The following is a 13,813-nucleotide window of genomic DNA, read 5'->3' on the forward strand; positions in this document are numbered from 1 at the left end:
ACTAATCCCTTTGCAGAAGGGGCCCTAATGTATTGGTAATTGTGTTCATTGAAAATCAACATGTGACAAAGCGTTCAAATCCAAATAGGATTTTATTATGACGAAATCCCTTTAATGGCGTTAACTAATTTGATACATTCCATCGCTTCTTTTACATCGTGTACTCTCAAAATAGAAGCTCCATTAAGCAAAGCAATGGTATTTAATGATGTAGTTCCATTTAATGCTTCTTTCGGTTCTATATTTAGTGTTTTATAAATCATTGATTTTCTGGATAAACCAGCCAACAAAGGTAGGTTGTGAATGCTCAGAAGATTTAGTTTGTTTAAAAGCTCAAAATTCTGGTCGATGTTTTTTGCAAATCCAAAACCAGGATCTATAATGATATCGTTGATGCCTTTTTCTCTCGCTTCGGATACTTTTTTAGCGAAGTATATGTTCACTTCGTGTATTAGATCATCATAGTGATTTAAGGATTTCATAGTTTGTGGAGTTCCTCTCATGTGCATTATGATATAGGGTGCTTTTAATTCTCCCACAGTAGTCATCATATTTTTGTCTAGGTTTCCTGCAGAAATATCATTAATTAATGAAGCGCCGGTGTCAATACAATGTTGTGCAATTTTGCTTCTAAATGTGTCAATAGATAATAAAATTTCAGGAAATGTATTTATCAGTAGCTCTACAATTGGTAAAATTCTACTTTTTTCTTCTTCTTCCGAGATATGATCAGCCCCTGGTCTTGATGAATATGCTCCTACATCAATAAAAGTAGCACCATCATTAAGCATGGTCTCTACCTGAATTAGAATTTGATTTTCATCTTTATATCTTCCTCCATCATAAAATGAATCAGGAGTCACATTAAGAATCCCCATTGCCTTTGGGGTTGATAAGTCAATAAGAGAACCTTTACAGTTAATTGTCATTATTTATTTTTATATTCAATTTTTTTAATTCCCATATTAAAGCGAAATTTACGCAAAATTCAACAGTTTATGCAAGATACTTCTGCACAATATGATGCGGTGATTAACTCATGTCGCGACCTATTTCTTAAAAAAATGAAAGACTACGGAAGTGCGTGGAGAATCTTGAGACTTCCATCACTCACAGATCAAATTTTTATTAAAGCACAACGTATAAGAAGCCTCCAGGAAAATGAAGTAAGAAAAGTAGATGAAGGCGAAGCTTCAGAGTTTACAGGGATCATTAATTACAGTATTATGGCATTGATACAATTAGAGAAGGGAATAGCAGATCAGCCTGATTTATCTGCTGGAGAAGCAGAAGAATTGTATAATAAACATATTTCTATTACCAAAGAGTTGATGATGAATAAAAACTATGATTATGGTGAGGCATGGCGTGATATGAGGGTGAGTTCTCTAACAGATCTAATTATTCAGAAAATATTGCGTGTAAAACAAATAGAAGATAATAAAGGAAAAACTTTGGTGAGCGAAGGAATCGATGCAAATTATCAAGATATGATAAATTATGCAGTATTTGCCATGATACATTTGGGTGAAGCAAATGTGAAATAGATGTATAAAATGCTGTTAAACCAGTATTACTAGCTTCAAACACTCCTTATCTTGTGAAAATTTATAATACAACATCAATTTATGAAATGAGCATAAACAAATTTAATTTTTTGCATGCCAATCGAAATAATTTAATTTTTTGTGTGAAAGCACAGCGGTTGATCTAGCAGAAAATTTTTATTTGTTTGGATTACAACAAAATAAAAATTTTTAAATAGATGAAAATACTAGTTACATTCTCAAGAATATTTGTGGCGGCACTTTTCCTGTTTTCAGGATTTATCAAACTTAATGACCCCCTTGGTTTTTCGTATAAACTACAAGAGTATTTTGGAGAAGGCGTACTTAACCTGGAATTTTTAATTCCGTACGCGCTGTTGATTGCCATTTTTTTGGTGATTTTTGAAATTATCTTAGGCATTACATTACTACTAGGCTATTTACCTAAATTTACCGTTTGGTCATTATTGTTAATGATTGTATTTTTTACTTTTTTAACGTTCTATTCGGCATATTTTAATAAGGTTACCGATTGTGGTTGTTTTGGAGATGCCTTACCATTAACGCCTTGGGAATCTTTTACTAAAGATGTAATTTTATTAGCCTTGATATTGGTGTTATTCTTCGGTAGAAAGTTTATTACTCCAATTCATCCGGTGGCCATGCATAAATGGATAGTTTTTGCTGGTTTTACTGCCTGTCTGGGGTTCGCCTACTATGTATTGATGCACCTACCGCTTTTTGATTTTAGAGCATATAAAATAGGAACAAACATAGAGGAGGGTATGCAGGTTCCCGATGATGCGCCAAAAGCTGAGTTCGCCTATCACTGGAAATTTAATGTTGATGGAGAGGAAAAAATTATAAGCACTAGTGGAGACTATCCTAAAGTAGATGGAAAGTTTATAGATGTAGAAACAGAAACGATAAAAGAAGGTTACGAACCTCCTATTCATGATTTTGCGATCGAGAAAGACGGTGTTGACTATACCTCAGAATTTCTGGGAAGAGAAAATGTAATCGCAATAGTCACGTATAATCTATCTAAAAGTGAAGCAGAAGGATTAATTGCAATAAAAGAAGTAACCGATAACGCAATTTCTCTGGGATATGATGTGATTGGGCTTACAGCATCGACACCAGAAAAAATGATGGAAGTAAAAGAGCAATATAATCTAGGTTTTGATTTCTATACTACAGATGAAACTGCGTTAAAGACCATTTTAAGATCTAATCCGGGAATAATACAACTTAAAAAAGGAACCATAGTAGAGAAACTGCACTGGAATGATGCCTCAAAACTTTCTTTAGAAAAAGTAGAACCTTCAAAACCTCGCATTAACGAGAGATTGAAAGTCCAATTGGATAGCATTATGAAAATTGATCAGGAAGGAAGAAATAGAGGAGATATTTCCTGGGAAGAACAAAAACTGGCAGATAGTACCAATACTATATTTATTGAACAAATTTTTGAAAAGCACGGTTATCCTGGTAAATCCTTGGTAGGAGAAGACACTAATATTGCTGCCTGGTTAGTCATTCAACATTCTGATAAAATTGGACAATACCTGCCACTTATTAAAGAAGCAGGAAGAAAAGAAGAGTTAGATAACGTTTATGTGGCCATGATGGAAGATCGATTTTTAATGCAACAAGGCAAAGAACAGCTATATGGTACTCAGGGAATCACATTAGATTCAGACAGTAAAAATTCAATACGGTTAATATGGCCTATAAAAAACCCTGAAACGGTCAATGAGAAAAGACAAAATTTAGGATTTGAAGAAACTGTAGAAGAGTATAGTGAACGCGTTTTGGGAGTTCCTTATAAAATATACACTATTGAAGAAGTAGAAAAGTTAAAAGAAAAATCTAAGTAAGCGTATTATGCTTGAGTACCTCTTTAATAAATTAGGTTATGCTTTACTTACATTATTGGGTGTGATAACTGTAATTTTTTTACTTTTTACATTACTTCCGGGAGATCCCGCACAGATGATGCTGGGACAAAACGAAAATGAAGAGCAGTTAAATACTGTAAGAAAGAAATACGGCTTTGATCAACCAATCTCCAAGCAATACAGATATTATATAAATGATCTTTCACCAATCTCTTTCCATAGCTTAAATGCAGAAGATTTTTCATATTTAGACAAAAATAAATATGTTGCGAGTCGATTATTTAATATTGGAAACGTAGTGGTAGTCATTAAGTTCCCATATTTGCGAGATTCTTTTCAAAAAAGTGGCAAAAAAGTAAGTGACGTGATTGAAGAAACATTACCCAATACTGCCATACTTGCTGTTTCTGCCATATGTATAGCTATATTTTTTGGGATTTTGCTAGGTATTATTAGTGCTTTGACCAAAGATCAATGGGCTGATAAACTCATTCAGCTATTAAGTACATTGGGGATGAGTGTTCCTTCTTTTTTCAGCTCGATTATTTTTGCATGGTTGTTTGGCTACGTCCTACATGAGTTTACCAATCTTAACATGAATGGCAGTCTTTATGAAGTAGATGATTTTGGAGAGGGAAGTTATATTCAATGGAAAAACCTGACGTTACCAGCCATAGTTTTAGGAATAAGACCTTTGGCAGTCGTAACACAGCTAATGCGTAATTCTCTATTAGAAGTAATGAATCAAGATTATGTTCGTACAGCAAAGTCCAAAGGACTTTCAATGTATCAAATTATAAGAAAGCATGCCTTGAAAAATTCCCTAAATCCTGTGGTGACTGCAATTTCAGGATGGTTTGCTTCAATGCTTGCTGGTGCTGTTTTTGTAGAATATATTTTTGGATGGAATGGATTGGGCAAAGAAATCGTAGATGCCTTGAATACGTTAGATCTGCCTATAATCATGGGTGCGGTTTTGGTCATAGCAACTATGTTTATACTTATCAATATATTTGTCGATATCATCTATAGATGGCTAGATCCACGAATAAGAATTTAAAGTACTTTGCCTTTTTAATTACTAATAAAGTAACCATACTTATAACCACAATCTAAATACTAAATTAATGAGAAAAAAAATTGTAGCCGGAAACTGGAAAATGAATAAAGATCTGGCAGAAACCGGAGAGCTAATTGCCGAAATTAAAAGAAGTTTTGAAAATTTACCTGAAGCAGAGATTATTATTTCTCCTACTTTTACAAATCTTTATTATGCTTTTGAGGAGTTGAAGGGACTAGATATCAAAGTAGCTGCTCAAAATATGCACCAGGCAGAAAGTGGAGCGTTTACAGGAGAGATTTCGGCCGGCATGTTGAAAAGTATTGGTGTAGATACAGTAATTTTGGGTCATAGTGAGAGAAGAGCGTATTTTGGAGAGAATGATGAATTGTTGGCCAAAAAGGTAAATACAGCCTTAAAGCATGATATGACTGTTATTTTTTGTTTTGGCGAAGAATTACAAGATCGTAAGAATAATACTCATTTTTCTTTGGTAGAGAGCCAGTTAAAAAATGGATTGTTTCATATTACGGAGGCAGATTGGAAAAATATTGTACTTGCCTACGAACCTGTTTGGGCTATAGGAACGGGGGAAACAGCGAGCCCAGAGCAAGCTCAGGAAATGCATGCGTTCATTCGTGAAACCATTCGTAAAACTTATAATCAAGAAATTGCAGATGAGGTTTCTATTTTGTATGGAGGAAGTGTAAAACCCAACAATGCAGAGGAGATTTTTGCAAAACCCGATGTTGATGGAGGATTAATTGGTGGTGCATCTCTGGACGCCCAAAGTTTTGCAGCCATTGCAAATGCTATCTGATAAATAAAAAAATATGGGAAATATAAAAAGCATTCTATCGCAGGATAGAATGTTTTTTATTTGTAATAAAGGTTACCTTTGCACCGCAATAAAAATAACTATGTCAAACTCTATATACCTTGGATATTATTTTAAAGTTTCGCCACTTCAACCTGCAACCGAAATCCTAATTGCAGAATTGGGATATGTCGGTTTTGAGAGTTTTGTCGAAACCGAAGACGGTGTTCATGCATATATCAAGAAGGAAGATTGGTATGAGAACTTATTTGATGATATTCATGTATTGAATTCTCATGAATTTACTATAAATTATACTTCTGAAGAGATAGAGCAGGTGAATTGGAATCTCGAATGGGAAAAAAATTTTAATGCGATTATAGTTGATGATCGTTGTAGCATTAGAGCTCCTTTTCATGAAAAACCAAATACTCAATACGATATTGTTATAGAACCGAAAATGTCATTTGGTACAGGTCATCATGAAACTACGCATATGATGATTCAACACCTGTTAAATATAGATTTTAAAGAGAAAAAGGTGCTTGATATGGGCTGCGGTACTGGTGTGTTAGCAATTTTATCAGAAATGAGAGGAGCACGGCCGATAGATGCAATTGATATCGATAACTGGTGTTATTTGAATACTATCGAAAATATAGAGCGTAATGATTGTGATCATATAACTGCTTATCAAGGAGATACTTCTCTTTTGGCTGGAAGAAGTTATGACATAGTAATTGCGAATATTAATCGTAATATATTGCTTAAAGACATTCAATCTTATGCTAAGTCTTTGCATGCTAAAGGTAAGTTACTTTTAAGCGGCTTTTATCAAAAGGATCTCGAAATGATCACAGGGGAATGTATGAAATATGGTTTGGATTATAAGAGTCATTTTTCTAGAAATGATTGGATAGCAGCTTGTTATGAGTTAAAATTATAAGTCTATTGGTAATTTAATAGCTTAAGTTATTATATTTGTATAAAAGAATTCTCGACATGAGTACACAAGAAAAAGTATTAGAAGAAGTTCTTGAGAAATCCGTAGATCAAAGTAACAATGAGATTGTATTATATAACGATGATGTGAACACCTTTGATCACGTGATAGAAACTTTAATTTATAGTTGTGAACATACCCCTTTGCAGGCAGAACAATGCGCCTTCCTAGTTCATTATAAAGGTAAGTGTACCGTTAAAACCGGTAGCTACGAAGAGCTTGTTCCTCGTTGTTCAAAATTACTTCAGGCTGGTCTTAGTGCCGAAATTGTATAAGAGCTATTATCTATAGAGTATAATAAATCCCTTATTAGGGATTTATTTGTTTTCATAAAAGTAAAAAGCGTTTATCAATTCAAACTTTGTTAAAAAGTAATGTAGTTTTAAGTAAGTTGTTAAATAGTTAAAAATTACTTTTCTTAACAGGATAAGAAATGAAACTTTATGAATTGTACGAAAAAACTTTCATTTAATAGTATTACTTTTCGTGTTCACAGTTTCATGCAATTTCTTCATAAACACATAGATTAACAGTTTTTTAATAGGAATATCAATGATTTTACAAGTGCATTTAATCGATTTTATGATTATTTAAAAATTTAAAAAAATATTATTTTCTTTAGGATAATCTTACGGTTTTACCGTATTTTTAAAGAATAGTTCAAAAAATTAACTGATATTTAAAAAAAAATATCATATCTTCAAACCGTAAAATTGAAAAAGTTCAAAGCTTTTCTATAAAAACTGTAAGATTGAGCATAAACTACTTGATCTTAAATAGTGATTACGCAAACTCAACTTATTAAAAATGAAAAAAATCAAAATCTTAGCGCTATGCGCTATTGTAGCTGGTATGGCTACATCTTGTCAAAAAAGCGATGTTTCTAACGAAATTGAGCAAATTCAACCTGAAAAGGCAACAAAAGAAGTCTTAAAAGCATTACAGGATGCTGGAGTAAATACCTCTGATGTTACTATTGGTATGTCGAAAGGTTTGCCTGGAGATGAATCAATTAAAATTGCAAAAGCAGGCGATATAGGAATTCCAGTAGATCAGTTATTGGCTGGCGATTATGCTTTGAAGCAAATGGATGATGGTAATAAGCAATATAGAACGACTAACCTGGTTACAGGTTCTAACCGTAGCTTTAGAATAGTTGGTTATACAGGTTCTTGTTGTGCACTTACTTCAAAAATGCAAACTGCTTTGCAGTGGGCTGTTAATAATTATAACAGGTTAAATACTTCTATTAATATAACATTGGTTTTCTCATCAAGCTTCACGAATAGTGATATGGTTGTATATAACAATGGTGCTGCTGGAGGAGGAGGATCGGCTGGATTCCCATCTGGTGGTGAAGTATTTAAGCGTGTTCAAATTAATGCTGGTACAGATAGTTTTAGTACTAATGTAATTGAGCATGTGATCACTCACGAAATAGGACACTCTATCGGGTTCCGTCACCAAGACTGGCAAAGTCGTCAGAGCTGTGGTCAAAACTCTAATGAAGGACAAGCTGGTGTAGGAGCTATCTTAATTCCAGGTACTCCTAGTTCTGATACGGCAGATTCTATCATGTTAGCTTGCTTCAGTAGCAGTGAAGATGGAGAATTTACAAGTACTGATATCACAGCAATGAACGCTCTTTACTAAAAGAGTCAATAAATTTTAGGCTTTGAACTTTTATACCCATCTCGAACTATTCGAGATGGGTTTTTTTATATTTTAATTTGATAAAATAATCTCTTTTCTTTCTAACGCCTTATCAAAATTAGCTTTGACCACTGTTAAGGTATTAAAGAATTTTTTTCCGTCTACTTTTTTCAAAGTAATCATTGTTGAGCCATTTTCTTTTTTCTCAATGTTGGTAACGGTAACATTACTTCCAATTAATGCTTTATAATTAGGAATGCCTCCTTTTTTAATAATAAAATTGGTTTTCGGAAATTTAATATGCTGATATTTCTGTGCCGAAGGTTTTCCAATAATTAATACGTCTCCAACCTCTACAGTATTTTGAGTTGGATTTGTGTCGCTCTGTACTTCCAGGGTTAAAAATGATAATAACGTAAAAAACAATATTTTTTTCATAGTTGTATTATTTTATTGTTAGTATAAAGGCAAATTTTTATAAAAATAATAATTCGAAGTCTTTAATCAAAAGTAGATTGGTTAAATAAAAGTTAATCTGTTAGTTGTTAATAGTATTACTTTTATTTTTGCAGTGAACATTTCAATTTCAAATTGAAAACCGAGAAATTTGTGATGTTTTGTTTCTATTCATTTGTGAACTAGATAATTAAAAAAGGATAAATTAAAATGAAATTTTTACTTCAGGACTTAAAAGTTAGAATTAACGATAAAATTTATATTAAAGATCCCGAATCCTCAGCATTGGGAAAGCGAATCATAGAGCATAGTATTCTTATGATTCAGGAAAAAGGCTTCGAAAGCTTTACATTCAAAAAGCTTGGTGAAAAAATAGGTTCTAATGAAAGCTCCATATATCGATATTTTGAGAATAAACACAAACTGTTGTTGTATTTAACTTGTTGGTATTGGGGATGGCTAGAGTATCAATTGGTTTTTGCTACCAATAGCATTCCCGATTCTAAAGATAAATTAAGAAAGGGCCTAGAAATTATAACGAGGTCCATAGAAGAAGATTCTTCTTTTTCTCATATCAATGAAGTGCTTTTAAATAAGATTGTGATTAATGAATATTCTAAATCCTATTTAACCAAAGAAGTTGATGAAGAAAATAAAGAAGGTTATTTCTCAATTTATAAACGATTGGCAACTAGAATCAGGGACATGATAATAGAAGTTGATGGTAAGTATCCTTATCCAGCAAGTCTGGCAAGTACAGTTATAGAGGGCGCATTACATCAGCATTTTCTGAAGGAACACTTTCCATCGTTAACGAATTGTGACCATAAAATCACCCCAACTAAATATTTTACAGACCTAGTGTTTCATTCTCTAAAGAAATAAATTTATGGCCAAGAACATTTTGACAGCCTGGCAAAGGTTAATAGGACTTTTACAGCTTGATAAAAAAGATATTCTACAAACATTTTATTATGCAATATTTGCGGGATTGGTTAATCTATCGCTTCCTTTAGGTATTCAAGCGATTATTAATTTAATACAAGGTGCTCAAATGAGTACTTCGTGGATCATTCTAGTTATTTTGGTAACAGTAGGAGTTCTTTTTGTAGGTTTACTTCAATTGATGCAAATTAGGATTATTGAAAATGTTCAGCAGAAAATATTTACCCGAGCCTCTTTTGAGTTTGCGTATCGTTTTCCAAAAATTAAAATGAGTGAACTAAGAAATTATTATCCACCAGAATTGGCTAATCGTTTTTTTGATACGCTTACGGCTCAAAAGGGACTGGCTAAAATCCTGATTGATTTTCCGGCTGCTTTGATACAGATTATTTTCGGATTGATGCTACTCTCTTTTTATCATCCTTTCTTTATTATATATGGTATACTGTTGTTATTATTAGTTTATATCGTTTTTAAATATACTGCGAAACGTGGTTTAGAAACCAGTCTTAAAGAATCAAAGAGTAAATATAAAGTGGCTCACTGGATTCAGGAAGTAGCTAGAACAATCGTGAGTTTTAAGCTTTCAGGAAAAACAAATCACGCACTTAGCAAAAACGACGCTCTGGTAAGCGAATATCTGGATGCCCGTGAAAGTCATTTCAAAATTTTAGTACTACAATTCATCCAGATGATTGGATTTAAAGTTTTGGTTACAGCCGGGCTTCTTCTAATAGGGGGGATTTTAGTACTTAATCAGGAAATGAATATTGGTCAGTTTGTAGCTGCAGAAATTATTATTGTATTAGTAATAGCATCGGTCGAAAAACTTATTTTGGGATTAGAGTCTTTTTATGATGTATTAACCTCCATGGAAAAACTGGGTCAGGTGGTAGATAAGGACTTAGAACCTCAAGATGGAGAAAAACCATTCAAAGAAGAGAATGGATATACAGTGGAGCTTTCAAATGTTGTATATCTAACACCCGAACATAATAAGAAAATATTAGATACTGTATCTCTTACCATAACTCCTAAATGTACGATATTGATTCAGGGGCCTAGTGGTTCAGGAAAAACAACATTACTTCGTCTTATTGCGGGACTTGTAGAGCCTACATCTGGGAATATTTATGTGAATGATGTAGAGTTAAGGGGGGTAAATTTAAATTATTATAGGGCACATCTGGGGCAATCACTAACAGAAGAGTCTCCTTTTGAGGGTACACTCTTGGAGAATATAACATTTGGTGATGAATCTGTATCACATGACGATGTATACTGGGCTTTAGACAAGGTAGGACTAACACAATTTGTAAAAGAACAACCAAAAGGTTTAAAAACTATACTGTATCCAGAAGGAAAACAAATATCTTATACGGTATCCAAAAAAATTGTTTTGGCGCGTAGTATAGTAAGAAAACCCAAGTTATTAATTCTCAAAGATCCATTAGATCAATTTGATGATCAGGAAGTAAATAGAATTATGGATTTTCTTACCGATGCATCTAATCCATGGGCACTGGTTGTGGTAAGTCAAAACCCGAAATGGACTAAACGATGTGGTAGAATTATTAATATTGAAAATGGAAAAATCATAAGTGAAAAATAATTGTATATGTTGAATATTTCTCAAAATACATTAAATAAAAAGGTAGATCTTTCAGGCTATAATGCTGTGCAAAAAGTTTTTCATAGAAAGCATTATAAGTACTTCAATCGCTTTTTAAAGATTTTTGCTGTAAGTGTAGTGATTATTTTATTTCTTCCCTGGACTCAAAATATCTCGGGTAATGGGTATCTAACTACTTTAAAACCAGATCACCGTCCTCAAACGATTCAATCTCCTATTCCAGGTCGAATAGAAACTTGGTATGTACAAGAGGGTGATTTTGTTCAGAAAGGAGATACTATTTTATTCATTTCTGAGGTAAAGAATGAGTATTTTGATCCCAATCTGGTAGAGCGTACAGGTCAGCAGATTAAAGCAAAATCGATGTCTGTTGAGTCTTATGGCGAAAAAGTAAAAGCTTTAAATACCCAGGCCGAAGCTTTGATCAATGAAAGAAAGTTGAAATTACAACAGGCTGAAAATAAATTATTACAATCAAAGCTGAAAGTACAAAGCGATAGTATTGATCTCGAAGCTGCCAAAACAAATATCAGCATAGCACAGCGCCAGTTTGATCGAACGCAACAGCTCGAGAAGGAAGGATTAAAAGCAGTAACTGATGTCGAAGAAAAACGTTTAAAACTTCAGGAAACACAGGCAAAATTGATTTCTCAGGAAAATAAGCTTTTGGCAAGTAAGAATGAAGTGTTAAATGCAAAGGTCGAAATTAATAGGGTAAAAGCAGAATACGCTGATAAAATAGCAAAATCAAGAAGTGATAAATATACAGCACAGTCCAATCAGTTTGATGCTGAAGCACAGGTAACCAAGTTAGAAAATGAATATACTAACTACTCTATGCGTAACGATATGTATTATATTAAAGCCCCTCAAAGTGGATTTATTAATAAAGCATTACGAGCTGGAGTAGGTGAAACTTTTAAAGAAGGCGATCAATTAGTAAGCATTATGCCATCAGACTATGAGTTAGCTGTGGAGACCTATGTAAAACCTATTGATCTTCCATTAATTCATGTTGGCGAAGAAGTAAGGATACAATTTGATGGCTGGCCTGCTATTGTGTTTAGTGGTTGGCCCAATGTATCTTATGGTACTTATGGGGGTAAAATTGTAGCTATAGAGAGGTTTATTAGTGACAATGGTAAATATAGAGTGCTGATTGCACCCGATGAAAATGATCATGAGTGGCCAGAAATACAGGTTGGATCTGGAGCACGAACCATCGCATTATTAGAAGATGTACCTATTTGGTTCGAATTATGGAGACAATTAAATGGTTTCCCACCCAATTATTATCAGCCTAACACGAATGAAAAAATGGCCAAATCAGAAAAGAAATAGCATGATGAAATACGTAGTGTATTCCCTGTTTTTTTTGGTAACCTCAATCACCGCTCAACAAGAAGATAACCTAGTACTTAATTTTAGAGAGTACTTGGGTTATGTGAAAAAATATCATCCGGTGGCTAAACAGGCAGAACTAAATATAGATATAGGGCAGGCTAATTTGATGAAAGCTCGTGGTGGTTTCGATCCAAAAATGGAAGTCGATTATGATCGAAAAAAGTTCAAAGGTTCAGAGTATTATGATCTTTTAAATGCTACTTTTAAGATTCCTACATGGTACGGTATTGAATTTAAAGGAGGATTCGAGCAAAACGATGGAGACTTCTTAAATCGTCAAAATTTTGTACCAGATGATGGCCTATTTAGTGCAGGAGTATCTGTGCCCGTCGCACAAGGACTGTTTATTAATGATCGAATGGCAACATTGCGTAAAGCCAAGTTTTTTAGAGAACAAACCAAAGCAGATAGAGATTTGTTAGTAAACCAAATTTTATATGACGCATCACTGGCATATTTTGATTGGTTAAGAGCATTCAACGAAAAAGAGATATATCGTAACTTCTTGGATAATGCAAAAATACGCTTCGAAGGAATCAAAAGAAGTGCTTTGGCAGGAGACAGAGCAACAATTGACACTGTAGAAGCTAAGATTGCCTTTCAAAATAGAGCGCTTAGCTTAGAACAGGCCAAAGTCAAATTAATGAATAAAACTCTGGAGTTATCTAATTTTCTATGGCTCGAGGGTAATATTCCGGTAGAGTTACAGCCAAATGTGGTTCCTGATCAAAATGTTGAAAACGATATTGATAGCACCCTAGAGATTATGGGAAGACCTTTGGATAGTTTCACTTTAGAAAACCACCCAAAACTTAGATCATTAAATTATAAAATAGAGGGGTTAGAAGTAGATAGAAAATTAAAGGCCAATAAATTATTACCTAGAATTGACTTGGAGTATAATTTCCTGACAGAGACTCCAGAAACGGCCAGATCATTTAACACAGCAGAGTATAAGGGAGGTATTACTTTTCGCTTTCCACTTTTTCTAAGAAAAGAACGGGGAGATCTTAAGTTAGCTAAATTTAAAGTACAGGATGCTCAATTTGAGTTTGAAACCACTCAACTACAAATAAGAAATAAGATAACTGCAATTTACGCCGAACTTGAATCTTTTGTAAATCAAAACGAACTTATTGAAAATATCGTAAAAGACTACCAATCTTTACTTACTGCAGAAGAACGTAAGTTTAGTTTTGGAGAAAGTTCTTTATTCTTAATTAATTCCAGAGAACGAAGCTTGATCGATGCCAGATTAAAGGAAATTGAAGTTGAAAACAAATTTTTCACTACCAAAGCCAAGTTGTTTAATAGTCTTGCCTTGAATCCTGAAAGTCTTTGATGTTAGAAGTATTTAGAAATTGAAATCCTGAAAAATTACGTTTTTGGTAGTT

General features: G+C 33.5%; 13 protein-coding genes. 11 read left to right on the plus strand and 2 right to left on the minus strand.

Features of this window, described 5'->3' with window-relative positions; translation table 11 throughout:
• Nucleotides 1-95: 95 nt before the first annotated feature.
• Complete coding sequence (folP, locus tag ACFSJT_RS13620) at nt 96-929, minus strand: dihydropteroate synthase (protein WP_378320841.1); 834 nt, start codon at nt 927-929, stop codon at nt 96-98.
• 69 nt (nt 930-998) lie between these two features.
• Between folP and ACFSJT_RS13625 the strand changes: the two genes are divergently transcribed.
• From ACFSJT_RS13625 to ACFSJT_RS13655, 7 genes are all read left to right on the plus strand, one after another.
• The gene (locus tag ACFSJT_RS13625; RefSeq protein ID WP_378320842.1) at nt 999-1,547 is read left to right on the plus strand and encodes a DUF1599 domain-containing protein; all 549 of its coding nucleotides are present in this window, start codon (nt 999-1,001) and stop codon (nt 1,545-1,547) included.
• A gap of 218 nt (nt 1,548-1,765) precedes the next feature.
• Complete coding sequence (locus tag ACFSJT_RS13630) at nt 1,766-3,427, plus strand: BT_3928 family protein (protein WP_378320843.1); 1,662 nt, start codon at nt 1,766-1,768, stop codon at nt 3,425-3,427.
• Nucleotides 3,428-3,434: 7 nt separating this feature from the next.
• Nucleotides 3,435-4,508 (plus strand): ABC transporter permease, encoded by a 1,074-nt coding sequence (locus ACFSJT_RS13635; protein ID WP_378320844.1) that lies wholly within the window; start codon nt 3,435-3,437, stop codon nt 4,506-4,508.
• Nucleotides 4,509-4,575: 67 nt separating this feature from the next.
• On the plus strand, nt 4,576-5,328 hold the full coding sequence (tpiA, locus tag ACFSJT_RS13640; RefSeq protein WP_378320845.1) for a triose-phosphate isomerase: 753 nt from the start codon (nt 4,576-4,578) through the stop codon (nt 5,326-5,328).
• 100 nt (nt 5,329-5,428) lie between these two features.
• Nucleotides 5,429-6,271, plus strand: a complete 843-nt coding sequence (gene prmA / locus ACFSJT_RS13645) for a 50S ribosomal protein L11 methyltransferase (protein WP_378320846.1) — start codon at nt 5,429-5,431, stop codon at nt 6,269-6,271.
• Nucleotides 6,272-6,327: 56 nt separating this feature from the next.
• Nucleotides 6,328-6,603 (plus strand): ATP-dependent Clp protease adaptor ClpS, encoded by a 276-nt coding sequence (locus tag ACFSJT_RS13650; protein ID WP_378320847.1) that lies wholly within the window; start codon nt 6,328-6,330, stop codon nt 6,601-6,603.
• A 532-nt stretch (nt 6,604-7,135) separates the two neighbouring features.
• Nucleotides 7,136-7,981: a M57 family metalloprotease gene (locus ACFSJT_RS13655; RefSeq protein ID WP_378320848.1), complete on the plus strand. Its 846-nt coding sequence runs from the start codon at nt 7,136-7,138 to the stop codon at nt 7,979-7,981.
• 72 nt (nt 7,982-8,053) lie between these two features.
• Here the strand turns inward: ACFSJT_RS13655 and ACFSJT_RS13660 are convergent, their stop codons facing one another.
• Complete coding sequence (locus tag ACFSJT_RS13660; protein WP_378320849.1) at nt 8,054-8,419, minus strand: hypothetical protein; 366 nt, start codon at nt 8,417-8,419, stop codon at nt 8,054-8,056.
• 228 nt (nt 8,420-8,647) lie between these two features.
• On the opposite strand from ACFSJT_RS13660, the gene ACFSJT_RS13665 reads away from it, so the two are divergent.
• Genes ACFSJT_RS13665 through ACFSJT_RS13680 form a run of 4 tightly spaced genes read left to right on the plus strand, consistent with a single transcriptional unit; the run spans nt 8,648 to nt 13,761 of the window.
• The gene (locus tag ACFSJT_RS13665) at nt 8,648-9,322 is read left to right on the plus strand and encodes a TetR/AcrR family transcriptional regulator (protein WP_378320850.1); all 675 of its coding nucleotides are present in this window, start codon (nt 8,648-8,650) and stop codon (nt 9,320-9,322) included.
• 4 nt (nt 9,323-9,326) lie between these two features.
• The gene (locus ACFSJT_RS13670) at nt 9,327-10,994 is read left to right on the plus strand and encodes a peptidase domain-containing ABC transporter (protein ID WP_378320851.1); all 1,668 of its coding nucleotides are present in this window, start codon (nt 9,327-9,329) and stop codon (nt 10,992-10,994) included.
• Between the two features lie 6 nt (nt 10,995-11,000).
• Nucleotides 11,001-12,356: an HlyD family secretion protein gene (locus ACFSJT_RS13675; protein ID WP_378320852.1), complete on the plus strand. Its 1,356-nt coding sequence runs from the start codon at nt 11,001-11,003 to the stop codon at nt 12,354-12,356.
• Nucleotides 12,325-13,761: a TolC family protein gene (locus ACFSJT_RS13680; RefSeq protein WP_378320853.1), complete on the plus strand. Its 1,437-nt coding sequence runs from the start codon at nt 12,325-12,327 to the stop codon at nt 13,759-13,761. The genes ACFSJT_RS13675 and ACFSJT_RS13680 overlap by 32 nt, the downstream gene beginning before the upstream one ends.
• Nucleotides 13,762-13,813 lie beyond the last annotated feature (52 nt).

The organism is Aquimarina celericrescens, from assembly GCF_042682765.1.
Taxonomy (GTDB): domain Bacteria; phylum Bacteroidota; class Bacteroidia; order Flavobacteriales; family Flavobacteriaceae; genus Aquimarina; species Aquimarina celericrescens.

Coding starts and splice junctions, on each gene's coding strand:
- ACFSJT_RS13635 (WP_378320844.1), top strand. CDS start 3,435: ATGCTTGAGTACCTCTTTAATAAATTAGGTTATGCTTTACTTACATTA.
- ACFSJT_RS13655 (WP_378320848.1), top strand. CDS start 7,136: ATGAAAAAAATCAAAATCTTAGCGCTATGCGCTATTGTAGCTGGTATG.
- ACFSJT_RS13675 (WP_378320852.1), top strand. CDS start 11,001: ATGTTGAATATTTCTCAAAATACATTAAATAAAAAGGTAGATCTTTCA.
- tpiA (WP_378320845.1), top strand. CDS start 4,576: ATGAGAAAAAAAATTGTAGCCGGAAACTGGAAAATGAATAAAGATCTG.
- ACFSJT_RS13680 (WP_378320853.1), top strand. CDS start 12,325: ATGAAAAAATGGCCAAATCAGAAAAGAAATAGCATGATGAAATACGTA.
- ACFSJT_RS13650 (WP_378320847.1), top strand. CDS start 6,328: ATGAGTACACAAGAAAAAGTATTAGAAGAAGTTCTTGAGAAATCCGTA.
- ACFSJT_RS13630 (WP_378320843.1), top strand. CDS start 1,766: ATGAAAATACTAGTTACATTCTCAAGAATATTTGTGGCGGCACTTTTC.
- prmA (WP_378320846.1), top strand. CDS start 5,429: ATGTCAAACTCTATATACCTTGGATATTATTTTAAAGTTTCGCCACTT.
- ACFSJT_RS13660 (WP_378320849.1), bottom strand. CDS start 8,419: ATGAAAAAAATATTGTTTTTTACGTTATTATCATTTTTAACCCTGGAA.
- ACFSJT_RS13665 (WP_378320850.1), top strand. CDS start 8,648: ATGAAATTTTTACTTCAGGACTTAAAAGTTAGAATTAACGATAAAATT.
- folP (WP_378320841.1), bottom strand. CDS start 929: ATGACAATTAACTGTAAAGGTTCTCTTATTGACTTATCAACCCCAAAG.
- ACFSJT_RS13625 (WP_378320842.1), top strand. CDS start 999: ATGCAAGATACTTCTGCACAATATGATGCGGTGATTAACTCATGTCGC.
- ACFSJT_RS13670 (WP_378320851.1), top strand. CDS start 9,327: ATGGCCAAGAACATTTTGACAGCCTGGCAAAGGTTAATAGGACTTTTA.